The sequence below is a fragment of the Amycolatopsis sp. cmx-4-83 genome (assembly GCF_046548815.1).
GTDB lineage: Bacteria > Actinomycetota > Actinomycetes > Mycobacteriales > Pseudonocardiaceae > Amycolatopsis > Amycolatopsis pretoriensis_A.
In genome coordinates this window covers 46407-67870 of sequence record NZ_JAEBEF010000021.1, presented here as the reverse complement: position 1 = coordinate 67870, position 21464 = coordinate 46407, and the positions used below count along the sequence as shown (strand labels likewise).

Sequence of the window (21464 nt, the reverse complement as noted above, 5' to 3'; positions counted from 1 at the left end):
TCCCGCATGATCGGAGCCCAGCGTGACCATGTCCCGCGATTAACGATCGTGACAAAAACGTTCCAACACCTCGGAAGTCCCGGTAGCGTGCGCGTCCATGCGGGTGATGTGGGGGAAGATTGGACAACACAGAGTGACCAAGCCGTGGCGGGCGGCCCCGAAGGCCGCGCTCTCCAGCCCGCTGACGCTCATCGTGGCCGCGGTGACTTCACTGCTCGCCTGCTTCCTCGGCACCGCCGCGGTCCTGCAGGCCTCCGCGGCCGGCGGCGCGGCGGTGACCTACCAGACCGGGATCACCTGCCCCGACAGCTACGGCCCGGTCTTCGGCAAGGGCAACATCGCCGTCCAGGACATCCCGGCCCTCACCCAGGCCGTCCGGCGGCACGCCCCGGCGCACGGCTTCGCCGCCCCGGTCGTCGGCGCCTACACGACCGTGCTGCCCGGCACCGAGTTCAACGGCGACCCGCACTACAAGATCCGCCTCGCCTACCGCGACCAGGCCGGGCTGGACAACCTGACCCTGCAGCAGGGCAGCCGCGCACCCGGGCTGTGGCTGGGCAACGTCGTCGCAGACGCCGAGCACATCGGCCTCGGCGCGAAACCCAGCCTCCAGGGCATCCCGCTGCCGCCGGTGACCGGCATCTACGGCGACCTGCTCGACCCGCCGCCGCGGTTCTGGTGCTCGCAGCAGTCCGGCGCGGTCATCGACCGGCTGGTCAACGACCCGATCGACTCGATCGCCTTCGCCACCGACCAGAAGACGTTCGACAGCGCGGTCAAGGCCATCGGCCTGCCCCGGATGCAGTACTTCCACATCTCGTTCTACGAGCCGCCACCCACCACCCTCAGCGGAGCCGAAGACCTCCTGCAGCGCTCCCACGACCTCGTCACCGACGTCCGCGCCGACCTGACCGCCCAGGGCCGCGGCGACCTCGTCGCCGCCGACGTCCCGACGTTCGAACGCTCGGTGCAGATCGCCCGCCAGGCCCAGGACAACGTGTTCGTCTCGATCCTGCCGCTCGCGCTGATCAGCGTCCTGGTCGGCTGCGCCGGCCTCGGCACCGTCGCCCTGCAGTGGTACCAGCGCCGCCACGCCCAGCTGCGGCTGCTCTCCGCCCGCGGCAGCGGCCCGGCCGCCCTCGGCGGGCTCGCCGTCGCCGAACTCGGCCTGCCGATCTTCGCCGGCGGCGCCGCCGGAGCCGTCGCGGCCCGGCTGCTGCTCGGCGTCTACGGCCCGCCGGGCGCCCCGGACCCGGCCGCCGAACTGCAGGCCGGCGGCGTCGCGGCGGGGACGCTGGTGCTCTCGCTGGCGCTGCTGGCCCTCGTCGTCGCCGTCCGCGTCCACCGCGAGTTCGAACTCGGCCGGGTACGGCGCAAGGGCAACCGGGCCCGGCTGCTGGCGTACTTCCCGTGGGAGCTCGCGACGGCGGGCATGGCCTGGCTCGGCTGGAACCGCCTCGCCCACTACGGCAGCGGATCCCGGCTCGGAAATCCATTACCGCAGGTGGATCCGCTGGCACTGACCTACCCGGTGTTCGTGGTGCTCACCGTGGGCCTGCTGACCGCCCGGCTGGCGTGGCTGGCCCTGCACGCCTCCCACCGCGCCCGGCTCTGGTCACGCCCGGCGCTGCAGCTGGCGATCCGCCGGCTGGCCGGCGCCCGCGCACCCGTGACGGGCGTGCTCGTGATCGGCACCCTCGCCGTGGGCACCCTCGCCACCGGGATCGGCATCGCCAACGGTCAGGAAGAGGCGCTCGACACCAAGTCGGCGGTCTTCGTCGGCAGCAACGCACGCCTCGACACCGACAGCCCGATCGGCATGGGCGACGTCGCCATGCCCGCATCGCTCGCCGGCACCAGCACCGTCGTGGGCGAGCTGACCGGCACCGGCAGCGTCGTGCTCGTCGTCGACCCCGCCACCTTCGCCCGCGGCGCCGCCGCCGACCGGATCCCCACCGCCGACCTGGACGAGCTGCTGCGCAAGATCTCCCAGCCCGACCCGCGCGGCACCCCGGTCATCCGCATCGGCCACACCGCCAGGCAGACCACCCAGCTGCCCGACGGGCTCCCCGACGCCGTCCCCGCCGGCGACCTGCCGGTGTTCCCGATGATCGGCACCTCACCCGGCTACGTCGTCTCCCGCACGGTGCTCAGCCACGCGCAGCTCGACAGCGTCCCGAAGTGGAGCGTGCTGACCACCGCCCCGATGGCCGAGGCGACCAGCGCACTGCGCTCCGCGGGCGTGTTCATCCCGAACCGCGTCAGCCGCGAAACCGCGCTCGACGGCCTGCCGTTCTTCGTCGTGTCCTGGACGTTCTCCTTCGTCGCGCTGCTCGGCGCGGTCCTCGGCATCGTCGCCATCCTGGCCCTCCTGGTCGCGGTCGAAGTCCGGCGACGCCAGAACGCCCTCGCCGGCGCGCTGGTCCTGCGCATGGGCATGCGGCCACGGACCCTGCTCGCCAGCCACCTCATGGAACTGGGCGCGCTGAGCGGGCTCGCGATCGTCGTCGGCGTCGTGTGCGGGATCTCCGTGGCCGGCCTGTCGGTCCCCCGGTTCGACCCCGCGACCTTCCTCGCACCCCGCTCCGAACTACCCGACCCGCTGCCCTTCGTGCTGACCGTCGTCGTCATCGGCGTGGCCGTCGTCGCGCTGGCCGGCTGGATCGCGGTGCGCTCGGTGCGCACCGCCCGGACCGCGGAGCTGATCCGTGCCTGAAAAACCGATCTTCTCCCTGCGCGGCATCGGCGTGGACTACCAGACCCCCGCCGGGATCGTCACCGGCGTCGACGACGTCAGCATCGACGTCCCCGCCCGCGGAATGACCGTCCTCGCCGGACCGTCGGGCTCCGGCAAGTCCACGCTGCTGCGCGTACTGGGCCTGTTCGAACAACCCGCCCGCGGCACCCTGACCTTCCAGGGCGCCGACGTCCGCAAGCTCAAGCACCGCGAACGCCGCGCACTGCGCCGCCACCACCTCGGCCTCGTGTTCCAGAACCCCGCCGACAACCTCCTCGGCTACCTCTCCGTCGCCGAAAACCTCCGCGCCGCCGCCGAAGCCGCCGGCACCGACTGCAACGCCGAGGACATCCTCGGCCAGCTGGGCCTGCACGGCACCGGCGACTGGAAGATCTCCGCGCTCTCCGGCGGCCAGCAGCAACGGCTCGCCTTCGGCTGCGTCCTCGCCGCCCGCTCCACCGTGATCCTCGCCGACGAACCGACGTCCCAACTGGACGAAGCCTCGGCCGACCTCGTGCTCGACACCCTGCGGTACCTGGTGGACCAGGACTTCGCCGTCCTGGTCGCCTCCCACGACGACCGCCTCATCGACCTCGGCGCGCGAGTGGCCCGGCTGCACAAGGGCTCGCTCGAAGGCATCGAAGAACGGGAACCGCTGCCATGACCCTCGTGGAAGCCAAGGGCCTGCGCCGCAGCTTCACCCACCCCAGCGGCGACATCGAAGTGCTGCGCGGCCTCGAACTGCGCGTCGGCGCCGGCGAACTCGTGACCGTCTCCGGCCGCTCCGGCTCGGGCAAGAGCGCACTGCTGGCCCTGCTGTGCGGCTTCGACTCCCCCGACTCCGGCTGCGTCCTGCTCGACGGCATCCCCATCACCGGCGCGCCCCCGTGGCACACCTGCGCAGTGCTCCCGCAAGCCCTCGGGCTCGCCAACGAACTGACCATCGCCGAGAACGTCGCACTCCCCCTGCGGCTGCGCTCCGACGTCCCCCGCCCGGCCGCCGCCGACATCCAGGCGCGCGTCACCGAACTCCTGGACGAACTGGGCATCGGCGACCTCGGCGACCGCTACCCCCTCGAGGTCTCCTTCGGCCAGCAGCAGCGCGTGGCACTCGCCCGCGCGGTCGCCGGCCGCCCCCGGGTCCTGCTCACCGACGAACCGACCGCACACCTCGACGCCGGCTCCACCCCGCGCGTCCTGCGCCTGCTGCGCCGCTGCGCCGCCGAGGGAGCCGCGGTCATCGTCGCGACCCACGACGACGAGGTCCACCGCATCGCCGACCGCCGCGTCCGCCTCCTCGACGGCGTCCTCACCGCACTGCTCGACTGATCGATCAGGAATCGAGAAGCGCAGGTCAACGAGCCGGGAATAGCGTCGACCACGTACCGCACCCGACGATTCCAGGAGCACCACGATGACCACCCAGGGGATCAAGACCGTCCTGCACCCCGTCACCGACCTGGCCGCGGCCAAGGCCGTCTACACCGCCCTGCTCGGCACCGAACCCCAGGCCGACGCGCCCTACTACGTCGGCTACGACACCGCCGGCCAGCACATCGGCCTCGTCCCCAACGGCGCCCAGCAGGGCATGACCGGCCCGGTCACCTACTGGCACGTCGACGACATCGCCACCAAGCTCGCCGAAGTCACCACCGCCGGCGCGAAGGTCAAGGACGAGCCGAAGGACGTCGGCAACGGCCGCCTGGTCGCGACCTTCACCGACACCGACGGCAACGTCCTCGGCCTGCTCCAGGACTGACCGAGCGGCGGTGGCCCAGGACGTCACCCCGCTGCGACTGGTCCGCCACATCGCACCGCTGCGGCGGCGCGATGTGGCCGGGCCCGGTCACCCGAGCGCGGTGGCCCGGCTGACGTCCTCCCACGCCGCCAAGTCCGCCGCGAGCGCCTCGTGCTGCGCCCGGATCGCCTCCACCGCGTCCGCGCCCAGCGCGAGGTGCAGCGGCGCGTCCGCACTCCCGACCGCACGCACGATCGCCGCCGCGGCCTTCGCCGGATCGCCCGGCTGGGTGCCGTCCATGCTCTCCACCGCCTCCCGCGTGCCCGACGTCGACACCGCGTACGCGTCGATCGTGCGGGAGCGGTGCATGCGGCCCCCGCCGAACTCGGTGCGGAACGCGCCCGGCTCGACGATCAGCACCCGCACCCCGAACGGCGCCACCTCCGCCGCCAGCGCCCCCGAAATACCCTCCAGCGCGTACTTCGCCGCGCAATAGGCACCGAAGCCCGGCATCGACAGCTGACCGCCCATCGAACTGATCTGCACGACCGTGCCGCTGCCCTGCGCCCGCAGGTGCGGCAGCACCGCCTTCGTCACCGCCACCGCACCGAAGAACATCACGTCCAGCAGCCCGCGCAGCTCGCCCATCGTCAGTTCCTCGACCGCGCCGACCGAGCCGTTGCCCGCGTTGTTCACCACGACGTCGATCCGGCCGAACGCGGCCAGCGCCGTCTTCACCGCCGCGTCGACCTGCCCCTCGTCGGTGACGTCCAGCGCCGCCGTCCGGACCCGGTCACCGCCCCGCTCCTGAAGATCCGCCAACGTCTCCGGCTGGCGCGCGGTCGCCAGCACGCGATCACCCGCCGCCAGCGCGGCCAGCGCGATCTCCCGGCCGAACCCGGCCGAGCACCCGGTGATCAGCCAGACGCGGCCGTCGGTGTTCGTCATCTCTGCGTTCCTCCCAGTGGATTCCCCTCCCATCCTGCGGACGATCACCACCGGGGCGCCAACACCGGTCTCCTGCCACGGCTACAGTCAGCGCCTGTGACCCCCGAGCTGCGCCAGCTGCGCTACTTCGTCGCCGTCGCCGACGAAACCAGCTTCACCCGCGCCGCCGCCGGCCTCCACATCGCCCAGCAGTCGCTCTCCCAGCAGATCACCGTCCTCGAACGCACCCTCGGCGCCCGCCTCTTCGACCGCGACCCCCGCGGAACCCGCCTCACCGCCGTCGGCGCCCTGTTCCTCCCCGAAGCCCGCGCGGTGCTCACCCGCGCCGACGAAGCCGTCACCACCCTCGGCCGGGCCGTCCGCGGCGAAATCGGCACCGCCCGCCTCGCCTTCCTCACCACCACCGCGAACTACCTGCTGCCCCCGATCGTCCGCGCCGTCCGCGAACGGTTCCCCGGCCTCGCCGTGACGACCACCGAAGCACCCATCGCCGAACTCGTCGACGGCCTCCGGGACGGCCGCTTCGACCTCGCCTTCAGCCGCCCGCCCCTGGTCGACGACCTCACCTCGCGAACCCTGCTCACCGAAGAGGTCTGCGCCGTCCTGCCCACCGGCCACCCCCTCGCCGGCCGCGCCGCACTGAAGCTCGCGGACCTCGCGGCCGAGCCCTGGGTACTGACCCCGCGCACCAGCTGGGAACCCTGGCACCGCACCTACGACGCCGACTTCACCGCCGCCGGCTTCACCCCGGACGTCGTCCAGCGCGCCACCACCGTCCAAGGACTCCCCGGACTCGTCGCCGCCGGCGTCGGCGTCACCCGCCTGACCCGCTCCTCCCACAGCCTCCGCCGCACCGGCGTCACCTTCATCCCCCTCGACGGCGACCTCGCCCGCACCGAACTCGTCTGGTCACCCGGCAACGACAACCCCGCGATCCGGACCATCACCGACGTCGCCGTCGAACTCGCCGCGACCACCGACCTCACCCAAGCCGGCTAGAACGCCTTCGCCGCCGAACGTCGGCAGCGAGCCGTCCCGCAGTTACCCCTCGTCGATCCCGGCGCCCGGGCGGATCGCGCGGTAGCGGCCCAGAAAAGTAGCTGCCAAGCGCAGCGACTCGGCCGCCTCACCGCGTGGAGACGCGGAAATGTGCGGAAATGTGCGGCAGATCGGGCCTGACGAAGCTCCTCGGCACCCCCGTGCGAGAACCCACCAGCGCCGCACTCACCCGATCCCTCGTCCACTCGCCACCACCCGGCTCCCGAAGTGACCGGGCACGCACGCCATCCGCCCCCGGGCCGATCACCCGGACCGTAGACTCGACGCCGATGCGACGTCTTCGGTGGTACTGGGGGGCCCTGGTCCTCGCCTGCGTAGCCCTCTTGATCGGCTCCTTCGCCTTCTTCGGCTCCGAAAGCCAACCCGGCCAACCCCAACCCCGCCAAGGACCACCCGGGACCGGGCCGCTCACCGTCGTCGCCATGGGCGACAGCACCGTCTCCGGCGAAGGCGCCGGCCAGTACACCGCCACCACCAACGGCCAAGGCGGCAACTGGTGCCACCGCTCGCCCAACGCCTTCGTCGACAAGATCGCCGTCCCCGGCATCACCGCCCACATCAACCTCGGCTGCTCCGGCGCACCCGCCGAACAGGTCGCGCTCGGCGACGTCAAGCAGTGGACCGAAGGCTCCCAAGCCCAGCAGCTCGCCGCCCTCGTCAAGGACCACCGCGTCGCCGCCGTCGTCATCGCCGTCGGCGCCAACGACGAACCCAAGTTCTCCAACCAGGTCACCGAATGCTTCAAAGCCTGGTTCGACCCCGGCGGCCCGCCCTGCAGCGAAGCGCTCAAGCAGACCTGGCAGTCCAAAGTGGACGCCATGGTGCCCAAGGTCGCGACCGCCGTCTCCGACGTCAAGAAAGTCCTCGCCCAAGCCGGCTACGTCCCCGCCGACTACCAGCTCGTCCTGCAGTCCTACGCCGCACCCATCGGCCCGGACCTGCCCGAAGACCTCCGCAGCCTCAACGGCTGCCCGTTCCGCGTCGAAGACCTCCGCTGGATCTCCCAAACCGGGATCGGCGTCCTGTCCTCCGGCCTCAAAGCCGCCGCGCGGCAAACCGGCGCGCGCTTCCTCGACCTCGCCAAAGCCGGCGTCAAGCACGAAGCCTGCAGCGGCGGCGCCAACCCGGCGACCGAGTGGTTCACCCGCCTGACCCTGCAGCTGGCCGACCTCGGCCGAGCCGACCGCGCCGGGCACGCACTGCAGGAATCGTTCCACCCCAACGCCGCCGGGCACGCCGCGATCGCCGGTTGCGTCACGGAGTTCATCGCGGCCGGCGAAGGGAACGCCTCCTGCCTCGCCGGTGCCGACGGGAAACTGCACTCGGCTCCGGAGGTCGTGGCTCGCTGAGCCTCCCCGGTCTGCTGCCGGTGTTCAGGTTCGGTGCCGGGACGGCTTTTCGTTTCGCCAGGCGGTATAGGGCGTTATACACTCAAAGATCGAGAGCGGCTCGCAGGGCGATGTCGATGCGCTCCTGGACGTCCAGGTCGATCTCGGCGATCCGCTCGTCGAACCAAGGCCGGTACAGCCTGGTCAGGTTGAGCGTCGACACCCAGTAGCGCGCGTCGATCGCGACGCCGAGGATGTCCTGCGGGTCGCGCTCGAGCAGTTCGGTGCCGAGCAGCCAGGGGCGCTCGGACTCGTTCACCCCGTCCGAGGACAGCAGCACGACGGTGCGCTGCCGGGCCGGTTCGGTCGGGGGGTGGTACGTCCAGACTTCACCCCTGCGCACGCAGATCCTTTTCCGCCGCGGTGCGCTCGGCCTCGTCCGATTCCGCGATGGCCGGCTCCGGCTTCCGCGGGGTGTAACCCGTGCGAACCGCCTCGCGCCTGGCCGCCTTCGACAGCCAGGACGAGACCGAGATTCCGTGGGCTTTCGCGGCTCGTTCGGCGAATTCCAGCGCGCTGCTGTCCAGCGAAAGAGTGACCTTACGTGTTGCCATACCTTTTACCGTACCAGCGCTCCGGTCACCGGGCGGGCCACCGGCGTCAGAACGTCGGCGAACGTCCCTCGAACGGCGTAGAGAGCACCACCGTGGTCCTCGTCGACACCTTCGCGGCCTCGCGGATCCGGCGCAGCAGGTCCTCCAGCGCCAGCGGCGACTGGACGCGCACCAGCAGGATGTAGGACTCGTCGCCGGCCACCGAGTAGCACGACTCGATCTCCTTGATGTGCTGGATCCGCTGCGGGTAGTCGTCCGGCGCACCCGGGTCGTTCGGCGTCAGCGAGATCAGCGCCGTCAGGGGCAGGCCGATCTGCTCGCCGTCGAGCCGCGCGGTGTAGCCGAGGATGACCCCGCGCTGCTCGAGGCGGCGCACCCGCTGGTGCACCGCCGACACCGACAGCCCGACCCGCTCGGCGAGGTCGGTGAAGCTGCGCCGCCCGTCCGCCGCGAGCTCCTGGACGATCGACTGGTCCAGCGGCTCCAGCCCGCCGACCGTCATGCGTCCAGCACGACGAGCTCGTGCGGCTGGTTGTTGACCGACTCGACGCCGGTTTCGGTGACGATGACGATGTCCTCGATCCGGGCACCCCAGCGGTCCGGCTGGTAGATGCCCGGCTCGACGCTGAAGGCCATGCCCGGCTCCAGCGGCAGCGCGTTGCCCGCGATGATGTACGGCTCCTCGTGCACGTCCAGGCCGATCCCGTGGCCGGTGCGGTGGATGAAGTACTCGCCGAACCCGGCCTCGGCGATGACGTCGCGCGCGGCGGCGTCGACGGCCTCGGCCGTGACGCCCGGCTTGACCGCGGCCACCGCGGCGGCCTGGGCGCGCTGCAGCACCGCGTACGTCTCGGCCACGTCGGCGTCGCGGGGCGTGCCGACGGCGTAGGTGCGGGTGGAGTCGGAGTTGTAGCCGGCGGGCAGCGGACCGCCGATGTCGACGACCACGACGTCACCCTTCTCGATGACTCGGTCGGAGACGTCGTGGTGCGGGCTGGCGCCGTTCGGGCCCGAGCCGACGATCACGAAGTCCGCCTGGACGTGCCCCTCCTCGACGATGGCCGCGGCGATGTCGGCGCCGACCTCGGCCTCGGTGCGCCCGGGGCGCAGCCACTCGTGGACGCGGGCGTGCACGCGGTCGATCGCGGCGCCGGCCTCCCGCAGCGACGCGATCTCGGCGGCGTCTTTGCGCATCCGCAGCTCGCGCACGACCGGGCCGGCCAGCGTCTGCTCGGCCTCGCCGAGCGCGGACCGCAGCGCCAGCACGTGCAGCGCCGGGGTGAAGTCGCTGACCGCGACGCGGCCGGGCTTGCCGAGCCGGTCGGCGACCAGCTTGTACGGGTCGTCGCCGTCCACCCAGGTGAGCAGCTCGACGCCGAGCTCGTCGGTGGGGACGTCGGCGTACCCGGGCGCCTCCAGCTTCGGGACGACGAGCGCCGGCGTGCCGTCGGCGGGTACGACGAGGGTGGTGAGCCGCTCGAACGAGCCACCGGCCTGCCCGAGCAGGTACCGCAGGTCGGAGCCGGGCGCGATCAGCAGGGCATCGGTGCCGGCGGCGGCCGCGGCGGTGCGGGCGCGGTCCAGGCGAGCGCGGAGGGCGGCGGCGTCGGGGGCTGGCGTGTGGAGGGATCGGCGCGACATGAGGGCGAGCCTAGCCGGGCCGCACCACCGGCCGGACGGCCTGGGGCCGCGACATGCCGGGCCGCGAGGTGCGTCACCCGGCCCGGTGCACCACCACTCTCCTCCCCCGCGGCCGCGACGGTCAGGAAGGTGCCCCTGCCGGGTTTCACGGCGGCGGGGTGCGTCGTGCGCACCGGGTGGTCGCCGGGCGTGGGAGGCTGTGCGGGTGACCGGATCCCTTGCCCTGCTCGACTCCGCGAGCCTGTACTTCCGTTCGTTCTTCGCCCTGCCCGACTCGATGCGCGCCGCGGACGGGACGCAGGTCAACGCCGTGCGCGGGTTCGCCGACACGATCGCGCGGATCCTCACCGACCGGCGGCCCGCGCGGCTCGTGTGCTGCCTGGACGCGGACTGGCGGCCGAAGTTCCGGACCGACCTCCTCCCCAGCTACAAGGCGCACCGGGTGGCCGAGGAGACCGGCGGCGGCCCGGACGTCGAAGAGGTGCCCGACACGCTCACCCCGCAGGTGCCGATCATCCTCGACCTCCTCGAGGCCTTCGGGTTCGCGACCGCGGAAGCGGCAGGCTACGAGGCCGACGACGTCATCGGCGCGCTGGCCACCCGCGAGAAGACCATCCCGGTCGAGGTGATCACCGGCGACCGCGACCTCTTCCAGCTGGTGCGCACCGAGCCGTCGCCCGCGTCGGTGATCTACGTCGGCAAGGGCTGGGCCAAGGCCGAGGTGCTCGGGCCGGCCGAGATCGCCGAGCGCTACAGCCTCCCCCTCGAAACCGCCGGGCCGGCGTACGCGGACATGTCGATGATGCGCGGCGACCCCTCCGACGGGCTGCCCGGCGTCGCCGGGATCGGCGAGAAGACCGCGGCCAAGCTGATCACGCAGTTCGGCTCGCTGGACGCGCTGCTCGAGGCGTCGGCGGCCGGGGATTCCCGCGTCCCGCTCAAGACCCGGCTGCGGCTCTCCGACGCCGCCGACTACCTCGCGGTCGCGCCCACCGTCGTGCGGGTCGCGGTCGACGCGCCGGTCGAGCAGTCCCGCCCCGACACCGTGCCCGCGGCGCCCGCCGACCCCGAGCGGGTCGCCGAGCTGGCCGAGCGGTGGAACCTCGGCAACTCGGTCGAGCGGCTCCTCAAGGCCCTCCCCGGCGCCTAGGAGCTGTCCTGTAAGTCATCGGAGCAAGAGCACGATGGCGGCGATGGTGCGCTCGAGTCGACCGAGATGATCCATTCGAGGTCGCCGACGGCGTCGTCTTTGACGATCACCCGGTCGGGGATCTCGTCCCAGGTGCCATCTTTGGTCCACAACCGCAGCCGCGCGTTGATGACTTGGCGGTGATCCCGCCACCTCCGCCCACCGCCCTGCTGCGGCGGCACGGCTCGATCACCGCCCACGCCTTGCCCGTCAACTCACCGCGACCAACCACCGGCACAACTACCAGAGGCCCAGCTCAACCACTTACAGGACACGCCCTAGAAGTAGGTGCCGCACCATGGTGCGGCGACCGTCGTGAACAGCTCGTCCGCACGCGCCACCGCGGCCGCGTCCGCGACCTGGACGCGGCACGCCTGCACCAGCGCCGTGACACTCCACTCCCCCAGGTACAGCATGCCGAGGGTGTCGACGTCGAGGGTCAGGTCCGCGGCGGCCCCGGTCCGCCGGGCGCCCTCCGGGCCGATCTCGTAGCGGCCGGTGTTGGCGGGCAGCAGGCGGTCGGTCACCGCGAGCACCACCGGGCCGGCCGCCCGGTACGTCCGGGCCGCCAGCGCCGTTTCGACGTCGACCGGCCGCAGCCACAGGTCGTCCTCGACGGCGAGGGTGGCCGCGTGCCGGTGGTCGGCCAGCATCGCCGGCAGCGGCTCGTCCAGCGGACGGTGGCGGGCGTGCACCGCGGAAACCAGGTCGACCGACAGCAGGAACCGCCAGAGTCCCGCCAGCGCGCCCGGGCCGTCGGCGTGCAGATCGCGGACCTGCAGCACCGCGCCCTCGTCCGGCGTGTCCAGGGAACGGCGGCTCACGGTCTCGTACACGACGAATCCGTCGTCCCCGTCCGGTCCACTGTGGACGGCCACGACGTGGTCGCCGTCCGCGCCGGTGAGCCGGTCGTGCGTCACCGGCCACCACAGCGGCGGGCGGGCGATCGTGCCCGGGCGGCGCGCGATCCGCCGGTACAGCCCGGGAATCTCCTCGACGGCCTCGTCCGGCGTCAGCATCCGGACCTCGCCCCGCAGCGGGACGCGCTCGTGCAGCCGGGCCGCGGGCCGCGCCACCCGGACCGTCTTGCCCAGCGCGGCCGAGCCGTAGCCGAAGCGGCCGTAGATCGTCGGCTCGCTCGCGTGCAGGATCGCCAGCGGCAGCCCGCGCGCGGCGACGTCGGCCAGCTGGACGCGCATCAGCTCGGTCAGCACGCCGCGGCGGGTGCGGTCGGCGCGGACCCCGACTCCGTCGACCGCGGCGGCCGGCAGCGCGCGGCCGCCGGGCACGGTGAGATCGGTGTCGAAGGAACTGGCGATCCCGATCATGGTGTCGCCGTCGAACGCGCCGAACTTGTGCGCAGCCGGCCACGAAACCCCGAAGCGGGACCACAGCTCGTCGCTGACGCGGTTGCTGTGCAGTGAGCGGCCGAGCAGGTCGAACGCACCGCGGCGCTCGTCCTCGGTGATGGGGCGGACGTCGAAGGCGGTCATGCCGCCGATCTTGCCGCCCGGCCCCGGCCACGGCACCCCGTTTTAGAAGTGGGAGCCGCTCCACGGCACCGATCGCGTGCCGAACAGCACGTCCGCGGCGGCCGGCGCGGCGGGGTCGCGGACCTCGATCCGGCCCACCCCGGCCAGCGCCGACGCCTTCCACGTGCCGAGGTAGAGCATCGCGAGCGTGGTGACGTCCAGCCGGAGCGCGGCGGGCTCTCCGGTGCGCTCGGCGCCGTCCGGGCTGATCCGGTAGGTGCCGCTGTTGGCCGGCAACAGCGGATCGGTGACCTCGACCGCGACCGGCTCGGCGGCCCCGTATTCCCGCGCGGCCAAGGCCTTCGGGACGTCGACGAGCCGGACCCAGTGCTCGTCGCCGATCCGGTCGTCGCTCAGCAGGCGGTGGTCGGCCAGCAGCAGTTCGATCGGCTCGTCGAGCGGCCGCTCCTCGGCGACGATCCGGTCCACCAGGTCCACGCCGAGCAGGAACCGCCACAGCCCGGCGAACGCGGCGGGTGTGGCGGCGAACAGGTCCGGCACCTCCAGGTCCTTCGTCCACGGGTGCGCTTCCAGCCCTTCGACGAAGTAGGTCGCGAACCCGTCCGGCCCGTCGGGACCGTGGTGCACCACCGCCTTCATCGGCACGCTGCGGCGCCGGCACTGCGCCTCGTAGAGGCGCCACAGCACCTCGGGCCGGGACATCATCCCCGGCCGGTGCCCGATGCGGTCGTAGACACCGGGCAGGAGCTCCCAGGCCCGATCGGCGTCCAGCAGCTCGATCTCGCCGCCGACCGGGGCGTCGGCCCGCAGCCGGGCCCGTGACCGGTCGACGCGGTAGGTGCGGTTCCGCGTCGCCAGGCCGTACCCGAACCGGCCGTAGATGGCGGCTTCGGAAGCCAGCAGGTTCGCGCACACCACCCCGCGCGCGGCGAACTCCTCCAGCTGCGCCGCCATCAGCGCGCGCAGCACGCCACGGCGGGTGCGGTCGGCGCGGACCCCGACGCCGGTGACGCCGGCCATCGGCACCCGCGCCCCACCCGGGACGGTCAGCTCGGCGTCGAAGAACCGGGCCGTGCCGACGAGCTCCGGGTCGAACGCGCCGATCGCCCCACCGGGCTGGTACGCCAGGCCGGAGCGCTCCCACTCCGCGTCGGTGGCCGGGCGGACGTGCACGGTGTCCCGGAACAGATCGCTCGCGGCGCGGTGCTCGTCCGTGCGCAGCGTCCGGATCTCGAAGTCGCTCATCCCCGGATCATCTCCGGAAACGACGAAGTCCGGCCACCGGAATTCCCCGGCGGCCGGACTCCTCGCGAACTACTTGGTGGCGGGCGGGGAAACCTCGTAGTTCCCGCCCGTACCCTTGACCGTGATCTGCACCTGCTGCGGCTTGCCCGCGATCGTGGCGGTGCAGTCGAACTTCGCGCCGTCCTCGACCTTCTGCTCGGCCGGGCAGGTCACGCCGGTGACGCCGTCGATCTTGTACGTCTCGGTGAGCAGCTTCTGCACGTCGGTCTGCATCTGGGTGTTGTTGAAGACCTGCGTCTTGAAGAACCCCGGTGCGACGAACCCGAGCACCCCGACGACCGCCAGCACCACGACCAGCGCGACGACGCCGATCAGCAGGCCCTTCTTGGACTTCGCCGGCTGCTCGCCCTCCGGCGCGCCCGCGCCGGGGTACTGTTGCTGTTGCTGGCCGTAGTCGTACTGGCCCGGCTGCTGCCCGTACTGCGGCTGCGCCTGGGGCCCGCTCTGCGGGTACGCCCCGCCCGGCTGCTGCCCGTACTGGGGCTGGGCCTGCGGACCGCTCTGCGGGTACCCACCACCCGGCTGCTGCTGCCCGTACGGCGGCGGCTGCTGGCCCCACTGCGGCTGCTGCGGGGGCTGCTGCTGCCCGTACCCGCCCGGCTGCTGCCCATAGGGCGGGGGTTGCTGCGGCTGACCCCACTGCTGCTGGTTCGGGTCGTAGGAAGGCGGCTGCTGCTGGCCCCACTGGGGCTGCTCCTGCGGGCCGCTCGGCGGGTACCCACCGCCCGGCTGCTGCCCGTACTGGGGCTGCTGTGGGTCGTTGCCGCCATACGGCGTGCTCATCGTCTGCCTCCGCCTGCTTCGCTCAACTGGCTCTCCACCCCGAAACCGCCGTAAAGCCGCGTACGCACGGTGTTCCCCGCGATCCAACCACAGGTCGGACCCGAGCACACGTGTCCCACGCTCACCGTTGTGCCCCGTCCGAGCAGGCCTAACACGGAGTTCACGCGGCGCCCGCGGCCACGACACCACGGCGCAGCGCTTTCACCGCGTCGGCCGCCGCCGCGCCCACCGGGTCGGCCTTGCCCAGCACGTCCCGGATCTGGTCGAGCAGGTCGATCACCTGGCGCGACCACCGCACGAAGTCACCCGCCGACAGCTCCTGCCCGTTCGCCTCGGCCGCCGTGAGCACCTTCTCCAGCGATTCGCCGCGCGCCCACCGGTAGACCGGCCACGCGAACCCGGCGTCGGGCTCGCGCGTGCGGTCGAGCCGGTGGCGCCGCTCGTCCTCGGTCAGCTCGACCCACAGCCGCGCCGTCTCCTGCCACGCCTCGGGCACCGCGCCCCCGGGCAGCCGCGGCTCGCCCGCGGTGTCCCGGCGCGCCTCGAACACCAGCGTGGAGACGACGGCGGCGAGTTCGGCCGGGCCGAGACCACGCCACACGCCGTGCCGGATGCACTCGGCGGCCAGCAGATCGGACTCGCTGTAGAGCCGGGTCAGGCGCCGGCCGTGCTCGGTGACGCGGTCTTCGCCGTCCCCGGCCGACTCCGGGCCCAGGTACCCGCGCTCACCCAGCAGCGCCAGGATCCGGTCGAACGCGCGCGCCAGCGAGTGCGTGGTCGCGGCCACCTTCCGTTCCAGCTGCTGGGTTTCCGCGGTCAGCCGCTGGTACCGCTCGACCCAGCGCAGGTTCGCCTCGCGCTCGGCCAGCCCGTGACCCGGGTGGGCGCGCAGGGCCCGCCGCAGCGCCGCCAGCTCGCCGTCCTCGTTGGCCCCGGACCGCCGCTTCTGCCTGCCCGGCAACGAAATCCCGGCGTTGCGCAGCGTCGAAGCGATGTCGCGCCGGGTCTTCGGCGAACGCAGCTCGATGTGCCGCGGCAGCTTGATGTGCCCCAGCGCCTCGACCGGCGCCGGGAAGTCGGCCACCGACAGCGGCCCGGACCAGCGGTCCTCGGTCACCACGACCGGACGCGGTTCGCGGATCGGGTCCAGCCCCGGGTCCACCACCACGGCGAGCCCGGCGCGGCGCCCCGCGGGCACCGCGATGACGTCCCCCTTGCGCAGCTTCTCCAGCGACTCCGCGGTCCCCGCCCGCCGCGCCGACGTGTTCTGCCGAGACAGCGCCTTCTCCCGCGCCGAGATCTTCGCCCGCAGCTCGACGTACTCCAGCATCTCGTCGAAGTCGCCGGTGATGGCGGCCGCGTACCCCTTGAGGGCTTCCTTGTTCCGCTCGATCCGGCGCGCCGTGCCGACCACCGACCGGTCGGCCTGGAACTGCGCGAAGGACTGCTCCAGCAGCTCCCGCGCCTCGGCCGCGCCGACCTGCGCGACCAGGTTCACGGCCATGTTGTAGCCCGGCCGGAACGACGACCGCAGCGGGTAGGTCCGGGTCGACGCGAGCCCGGCGACCTGCTTCGGGTCCACCCCGGGCTGCCAAGCGACCACCGCGTGGCCCTCGACGTCGATCCCGCGCCGCCCGGCCCGGCCGGTCAGCTGCGTGTACTCCCCCGGCGTCAGGTCGACGTGCGCTTCGCCGTTGTACTTCACCAGGCGCTCCAGCACGACGGTGCGCGCCGGCATGTTGATCCCCAGCGCCAAGGTCTCGGTCGCGAACACGACCTTCACCAGGCCGCGGACGAACAGCTCCTCGACGGTCTCCTTGAACGCCGGCAGCAGCCCGGCGTGGTGCCCGGCGATGCCGCGCTCGAGCGCTTCCCGCCACTCCCAGTAGCCGAGCACGCCCAGATCGCCCTCGGGCAGCTCCGACGTCCGCGCGTCGATCACCCGGCGGATCTCCTCGACCTCGCCGGGACCGTTCAGCCGCAGCCCGGACCGCACGCACTGCGCCACCGCGGCGTCACAGCCCGCACGGGAGAAGATGAACACGATCGCCGGCAGCAGCCCGGCCCGGTCCAGCTGCTCGACGACCTCGACGCGCGAGGGCGGCCGGAACCGCGGCATCCGCGACGGCGCACCCCGGCGCCCGCGCGGCCCGCGGAACCCGGCCGGCGCGTACTGGCGGCCGATCTCCTCGGTACGGCGCAGCAGGGTCGGGTTGATCCGCAGCTCGGCGCCGGGCAGGTGGACGTCTTCGCCGGCGAACAGGTCCAGCAGCCGGTTCCCGACCAGCATGTGCTGCCACAGCGGCACCGGCCGGTGCTCGTCGACGACGACCGCGGTGTCGCCGCGCACCTCGACCAGCCACTCGCCGAATTCCTCGGCGTTGCTGACGGTCGCCGACAGCCCGACCACGCGGACGTGCTCGGGCAGGTGCAGGATCACCTCTTCCCAGACCGCGCCGCGGAACCGGTCGGCGAGGTAGTGGACCTCGTCCATGACGACGTAACCGAGGTCGGTGATCGTCGAGGAGCCGGCGTAGAGCATGTTCCGCAGCACCTCGGTGGTCATCACGACCACCTGGGCGTTGCCGTTGATCGAGGAGTCCCCGGTCAGCAGGCCGACGGCGTCGGCGCCGTGGCGCGCGACCAGGTCGGTGTACTTCTGGTTCGACAGCGCCTTGATCGGCGTGGTGTAGAAGCACTTGCGGCCCTCGGCCAGCGCCAGGTGCACGGCGAACTCGCCGACGACGGTCTTGCCCGCCCCGGTGGGTGCGCAGACCAGCACACCGTGGCCGCCTTCGAGGGCTTCGCACCCCCGGATCTGGAAATCGTCGAACTCGAAGGACGCCTCCGCGGCGAAGCGCGTCAGCTGGGGGTACTTCCCACGGCGCGAGGAGGCCGCATAGGCCTCGGCCGGGGACGGAGAAGGGCTACTGGCCACCTCGTCAGGGTTTCACATCTCCCTGTCGTTCCGCACGCCGCGTGACCGACGGCGTGGCGTGCGCCGCAGTATAGGGCGTTATACACATGGATGTTCACCGGGAACCGGATCGCCGGCGGGTGCGTCGGAGCGGCGGAAGGAGGTCCCGATGACCGAACCGTGCCCGAGCTGCGGGCAGCTGGACCAGGTGCAGCACGTGCCGGCGGTCTACCACGGCGGGCACTCCTTCTACCGTGGCCAGGGCCCGATGGTCGCCGTCCCCGCCGGCGACAGCGTCGTCTACACGCGCAGCCAGGTCAGCGGGATCTCGGTCACCGCGGTCGCCCGCTCCCTCGACCCCTTTCCCCCACCGCGCCGCAGCGGCGGCCTGATGGCGGCCGTGATCGTGCTGGCGCTGGTCGGCGGCTGTTTCCTGCTGCTGCCGTTCTCGGCGGCCGACGACCCGCCGCCCGGCGGGGAGGGTGCCCGGGCGCTGGGCTACGCGGTGCTCTCGCTGCCGGCGTTCGGGGTGTACCTCGCCGTGGGCGTGCTGGTCTGGCTCTACGTCCGCCGCGTGCGGGCGCACCGCAAGCAGCAGAAGGGCGTGCCGGCGGCCCAGCAGGTGTGGGAGCAGGGCTGGTTCTGCCACCGCTGCGGCGGGGTGTACTTCGCCGACACGGGGCGGCTGCTGACCCCGGCCCACTTCCGGCAGCTGGTGGCCCGCGCGGGCGGCTACGACAGCTAGGGCCTGTATCGATCAACGACCAAGAAGATCGAGAACACCGGGGACCTCGTGGTCGGCTCGCCCTGACGTGACGTCCCGCCCGCATCGGCTGCTGGCAAACCGTCTACGGCCTGTTCGGCGCCGGCAGCGCACCGGTGTGTGGGCGCTGATCCTGGCGGCGTTGCAGACCCGGGCGGCTGGACCACCAAGCTGCACCTGGCCACCGAGCAAGGACACAAACCACTCTCGCTGCTGGTGACCGTGGGGCAGCGAGGTGATTCGCCGCAGTTCGAGGCGGTATTGGCCGGGATCAAGATCACCCGTGCCGGCGGTGGACGGCCACCCACGTTCGATCCGCAGATCTACAAGCAGCGGCACGCGTTCGAGTGTGAGATCAACCGGGGCGTGGCCACGCGGTTCGACAAGCTCGCGGTTCGCTACGAGGCGACTGTGCACGTCGCGGCGATCAACGAGAAACTGGCCCTAAGCGAGCACGGTCAGGGCGCCCGCGACGCAGCTGACCGTTACCGGGACCGTGCCCTGGGGCTCGCCGTCGGCGTACGCGGGCCAGCTGTTGCCGGTCAGGGCGACCGAGCGGGCGCGCAGCGTGCGGACCGCCGGGTGGGTGACGTGCTTGCCCGTGCGCAGGCCCGGGAGCATCCGCATCAGGCCGCGGCGGGTGGCGTGGCCGATGATCGTCACGTCGAAGACGCCGTCCTCGGGGTCGGCCGTCGGGCAGATCGGGACGCCGCCGCCGTAGAAGCGCGTGTTGCCGATCGCGACCAGGGTCGCGTCGAGCTCGATCCGCGCGGTGCCGGTGTCGATGACCACCGGGCGGGAGCGGAAGGACGCCAGCTCGGCCAGGATCGCCAGGTCGTAGCGGCGGGGCCCGGACGGCCAGCGCATCCGGTTGGCGCGTTCGTTGACGCTCGCGTCGAAGCCGGCGCACAGGACGGTCGCGAACCAGGTGTCGCCGATCCGGCCGAGGTCGAGCCGTCGCCGCGCGCCCGATTTCAGGGCCGCCACCAGCGCGTCGACCGCCGTCAACGGCTCGGCCGGGACGCCGAGGGCGCGGGCGAAGTCGTTGCCGGTGCCCGCCGGGACCAGGCCGAGGGCCACGTCGTGGTTCGCGCAGAACTGGACGCCCTGGTGGGCGGCGCCGTCACCGCCGAGGACGATCAGCACGTCCAGGCCCGCGTCGTGGGAGGTCCGCATCAGCTCGCGGGACTCCTCGACGGAGTTGGCGACCAGCACGTCGAGCCGGTCCACGGCGGCCCGCAGCCGCTCCGCGACCGTGTCGGCGATCCGGGCGGCGGCGCCGTGCCCCGAGGCCGGGTGCACGGCGAGCGCGGCGTGGATCCCCACTACGTGACGTCGTCGGTGCTCGACCGGCCGCCGGAAGCGGTCGGCGTGGACGGCTCGTCGTCGACGGTGCTCGGCGTGTAGTCGAACGGCGCGGCCTCGTCGTCGGCCAGCTTGTCCCAGCCCTCGTCGCCGCGGGCCTTTTCGAGCTTGCGGTCGTGGAAGCGCGCCATCTGCACGGCGATCTCGAACAGCACGGTGAGCGCACCGGCCAGGCCGAGCATGGAGAACGGGTCCGAACCCGGGGTGGCGAAGGCCGCGAAGACGAACAGCGCGAACACGATGCCGCGCCGCCACTTCTTCAGCTGCGCGTACTTGACCACGCCGACGCGGTTGAGCATCACCACCAGCAGCGGGAGCTCGAAACTGATCCCGAAGATGATCAGCAGCGACAACAGGAACGAGATGTACTTGTCCGCGGTGAGCGCGGTGACGAACGCGTCCTGCCCGAAGCCCATGAGCAGCTGCAGGGCGTGCGGGAACAGGATGTAGGCGAGCACAGCGCCCGCGGCGAACAGCACCGACGCGAACCCGACGAACGTCAGCGCGTACTTGCGCTCCTTGCTGTACAGACCGGGCGCGATGAACGCCCAGAGCTGGTACAGCCAGGCCGGCGAGAGGAGCACGGCGCCGGCGGCGATGCCGACCTTCAGCTGCGTCATGAAGGCCTCGAACGGCACGGTCTGCAGCAGCCGGCACCCTTCGGCGCTGTCCAGCCGCCGGTTCGGCGGGATGGCGCAGTACGGGTCCTTGACGAGGTCGCCGAGCGACGGGATCGGGCCGACCTTGGTGCCGAACCAGATGAACCCGAGGATCCCGCCGATCACGACCGCGAGCATCGCGAAGCCGAGACGGCGGCGGAACTCGTAGATGTGCTCGATGAGCGTCATCGTGCCGTCGGGGTTGGTCCGACGGCTGCGCTTGCGCCGCTTGGACCGGCGGTTGTCACCGTTTCCGGAGGCGGATTCCGCCACGGGTTGTTCCGTTCTCGTCGGAGTCCGCCGGAGCGCGCCGCGACGGGCGCGCTCCGTGGACCGGGGACCGGGTGCGGCTCAGCCGCTCAGCTGGCGTTCTTCTGCGGCTGGTCGGCGGCCTGCTGCTTCTTCAGCTCGTCGAGCTGCCGCTGCAGGTCGGCGACCTGCTGGTCGGTCGAAGCCGGTGCGACGGGCTTGGCCGGGATCTGCTTCGTCTCGACCGGCTCCGCGTCTTCGGCCGCCGCGGCCTTGTCGCCGGTGAGGTCCTTGGTCTCGGCCTTGAAGATCTTCATGGACTTGCCGATGGACCGGGCCGCGTCGGGAAGCCTCTTGGCCCCGAACAGCAGCACGACGACGAGCACCAAGATGATCAAATGCCACGGCTGCAATCCGTTCAGCATGGTGGCCTCCTATCTGCGTCTGGTAGGGATGTTACTGGTTTTCGGGTTTCCGGCGGCGCTCCGCGAAAGCGACGCGCAGCGCGGCCGACCGGGCGCGGATCAATCCCGTCCGATCCTGGGTGTTCTCAGCCACCATGCTTGCGGTCCGCCGGAAGGCACGCAAGACCTTGACGGTCCGGACCAGCAGGACGACGAGCAGCAGCAGGCCGATCGCGGCGAGCACGACGGTGGGCAGGTACGGCACGCGGACC

General features: G+C 72.3%; 21 protein-coding genes. 8 read left to right on the top strand and 13 right to left on the bottom strand.

All coding sequences use genetic code 11. The features are described from left to right. The first annotated feature begins 133 nt into the window (after positions 1 to 133). From ACLJQM_RS45145 to ACLJQM_RS45130, 4 genes are all read left to right on the top strand, one after another. Positions 134 to 2716 carry an FtsX-like permease family protein gene (locus ACLJQM_RS45145; RefSeq protein ID WP_410636292.1) on the top strand — a complete coding sequence of 861 codons (2583 nt, stop codon included), beginning with the start codon at positions 134 to 136 and terminating at the stop codon, positions 2714 to 2716. Further along, the gene (locus ACLJQM_RS45140) at positions 2709 to 3401 is read left to right on the top strand and encodes an ABC transporter ATP-binding protein (protein WP_247023292.1); all 693 of its coding nucleotides are present in this window, start codon (positions 2709 to 2711) and stop codon (positions 3399 to 3401) included. The genes ACLJQM_RS45145 and ACLJQM_RS45140 overlap by 8 nt, the downstream gene beginning before the upstream one ends. After that, positions 3398 to 4066, top strand: coding sequence for an ABC transporter ATP-binding protein (locus tag ACLJQM_RS45135; RefSeq protein WP_410636291.1), 669 nt, complete (start codon positions 3398 to 3400; stop codon positions 4064 to 4066). The genes ACLJQM_RS45140 and ACLJQM_RS45135 overlap by 4 nt, the downstream gene beginning before the upstream one ends. A gap of 85 nt (positions 4067 to 4151) precedes the next feature. Next, entirely contained in the window at positions 4152 to 4496 is a 345-nt protein-coding gene (locus ACLJQM_RS45130; protein WP_410636290.1) for a VOC family protein, read from the top strand. 87 nt (positions 4497 to 4583) lie between these two features. Here ACLJQM_RS45130 and ACLJQM_RS45125 read toward each other — a convergent pair whose 3' ends face one another. Then, entirely contained in the window at positions 4584 to 5423 is an 840-nt protein-coding gene (locus ACLJQM_RS45125) for an oxidoreductase (protein WP_410636289.1), read from the bottom strand. Positions 5424 to 5519: 96 nt separating this feature from the next. On the opposite strand from ACLJQM_RS45125, the gene ACLJQM_RS45120 reads away from it, so the two are divergent. Both ACLJQM_RS45120 and ACLJQM_RS45115 read left to right on the top strand, forming a co-directional pair. Continuing rightward, on the top strand, positions 5520 to 6422 hold the full coding sequence (locus tag ACLJQM_RS45120; protein WP_410636288.1) for a LysR family transcriptional regulator: 903 nt from the start codon (positions 5520 to 5522) through the stop codon (positions 6420 to 6422). Positions 6423 to 6751: 329 nt separating this feature from the next. Then, positions 6752 to 7831 (top strand): GDSL-type esterase/lipase family protein, encoded by a 1080-nt coding sequence (locus tag ACLJQM_RS45115; RefSeq protein WP_410636287.1) that lies wholly within the window; start codon positions 6752 to 6754, stop codon positions 7829 to 7831. Between the two features lie 82 nt (positions 7832 to 7913). Here ACLJQM_RS45115 and ACLJQM_RS45110 read toward each other — a convergent pair whose 3' ends face one another. From ACLJQM_RS45110 to ACLJQM_RS45095, 4 genes are read right to left on the bottom strand one after another with little or no spacing between them, the layout of a single operon-like run. Further along, positions 7914 to 8213 carry a hypothetical protein gene (locus ACLJQM_RS45110; RefSeq protein WP_247023286.1) on the bottom strand — a complete coding sequence of 100 codons (300 nt, stop codon included), beginning with the start codon at positions 8211 to 8213 and terminating at the stop codon, positions 7914 to 7916. Then, positions 8200 to 8424, bottom strand: a complete 225-nt coding sequence (locus ACLJQM_RS45105) for a hypothetical protein (RefSeq protein ID WP_410636286.1) — start codon at positions 8422 to 8424, stop codon at positions 8200 to 8202. Before ACLJQM_RS45105 ends, ACLJQM_RS45110 begins: the two co-directional genes overlap by 14 nt. A gap of 46 nt (positions 8425 to 8470) precedes the next feature. Then, the gene (locus ACLJQM_RS45100; RefSeq protein WP_247023285.1) at positions 8471 to 8926 is read right to left on the bottom strand and encodes an Lrp/AsnC family transcriptional regulator; all 456 of its coding nucleotides are present in this window, start codon (positions 8924 to 8926) and stop codon (positions 8471 to 8473) included. Beyond that, positions 8923 to 10065: a M24 family metallopeptidase gene (locus ACLJQM_RS45095; RefSeq protein ID WP_360781938.1), complete on the bottom strand. Its 1143-nt coding sequence runs from the start codon at positions 10063 to 10065 to the stop codon at positions 8923 to 8925. Before ACLJQM_RS45095 ends, ACLJQM_RS45100 begins: the two co-directional genes overlap by 4 nt. Positions 10066 to 10270: 205 nt before the next feature. Here ACLJQM_RS45095 and ACLJQM_RS45090 point away from each other — a divergent pair, with 205 nt between their 5' ends. After that, positions 10271 to 11215, top strand: coding sequence for a 5'-3' exonuclease (locus ACLJQM_RS45090; RefSeq protein WP_360781936.1), 945 nt, complete (start codon positions 10271 to 10273; stop codon positions 11213 to 11215). Between the two features lie 317 nt (positions 11216 to 11532). On the opposite strand, the gene ACLJQM_RS45085 is transcribed toward ACLJQM_RS45090, so the two are convergent. From ACLJQM_RS45085 to ACLJQM_RS45070, 4 genes are all read right to left on the bottom strand, one after another. Next, complete coding sequence (locus ACLJQM_RS45085; RefSeq protein WP_410636285.1) at positions 11533 to 12747, bottom strand: GNAT family N-acetyltransferase; 1215 nt, start codon at positions 12745 to 12747, stop codon at positions 11533 to 11535. A 42-nt stretch (positions 12748 to 12789) separates the two neighbouring features. Then, positions 12790 to 13992 (bottom strand): GNAT family N-acetyltransferase, encoded by a 1203-nt coding sequence (locus ACLJQM_RS45080; RefSeq protein WP_410636284.1) that lies wholly within the window; start codon positions 13990 to 13992, stop codon positions 12790 to 12792. A 69-nt stretch (positions 13993 to 14061) separates the two neighbouring features. Further along, the gene (locus tag ACLJQM_RS45075; RefSeq protein WP_247023280.1) at positions 14062 to 14835 is read right to left on the bottom strand and encodes a DUF4333 domain-containing protein; all 774 of its coding nucleotides are present in this window, start codon (positions 14833 to 14835) and stop codon (positions 14062 to 14064) included. A 160-nt stretch (positions 14836 to 14995) separates the two neighbouring features. Beyond that, positions 14996 to 17773 carry a DEAD/DEAH box helicase gene (locus tag ACLJQM_RS45070; RefSeq protein ID WP_360781928.1) on the bottom strand — a complete coding sequence of 926 codons (2778 nt, stop codon included), beginning with the start codon at positions 17771 to 17773 and terminating at the stop codon, positions 14996 to 14998. 148 nt (positions 17774 to 17921) lie between these two features. Here ACLJQM_RS45070 and ACLJQM_RS45065 point away from each other — a divergent pair, with 148 nt between their 5' ends. Further along, positions 17922 to 18497, top strand: coding sequence for a hypothetical protein (locus tag ACLJQM_RS45065; protein WP_360781926.1), 576 nt, complete (start codon positions 17922 to 17924; stop codon positions 18495 to 18497). A gap of 462 nt (positions 18498 to 18959) precedes the next feature. Here ACLJQM_RS45065 and ACLJQM_RS45060 read toward each other — a convergent pair whose 3' ends face one another. The 4 genes from ACLJQM_RS45060 to ACLJQM_RS45045 all read right to left on the bottom strand — a co-directional run bounded on the left by ACLJQM_RS45060 (position 18960) and on the right by ACLJQM_RS45045 (position 21457). Further along, positions 18960 to 19841: a diacylglycerol/lipid kinase family protein gene (locus ACLJQM_RS45060; RefSeq protein WP_410636283.1), complete on the bottom strand. Its 882-nt coding sequence runs from the start codon at positions 19839 to 19841 to the stop codon at positions 18960 to 18962. Next, the gene (tatC, locus tag ACLJQM_RS45055) at positions 19841 to 20812 is read right to left on the bottom strand and encodes a twin-arginine translocase subunit TatC (protein WP_360781922.1); all 972 of its coding nucleotides are present in this window, start codon (positions 20810 to 20812) and stop codon (positions 19841 to 19843) included. The genes ACLJQM_RS45060 and tatC overlap by 1 nt, the downstream gene beginning before the upstream one ends. 86 nt (positions 20813 to 20898) lie before the next feature. After that, entirely contained in the window at positions 20899 to 21213 is a 315-nt protein-coding gene (gene tatA / locus ACLJQM_RS45050; RefSeq protein ID WP_360781920.1) for a Sec-independent protein translocase subunit TatA, read from the bottom strand. Between the two features lie 31 nt (positions 21214 to 21244). Beyond that, positions 21245 to 21457: a bacteriophage holin gene (locus ACLJQM_RS45045; RefSeq protein ID WP_360782022.1), complete on the bottom strand. Its 213-nt coding sequence runs from the start codon at positions 21455 to 21457 to the stop codon at positions 21245 to 21247. Between the last annotated feature and the right edge of the window lie 7 nt (positions 21458 to 21464).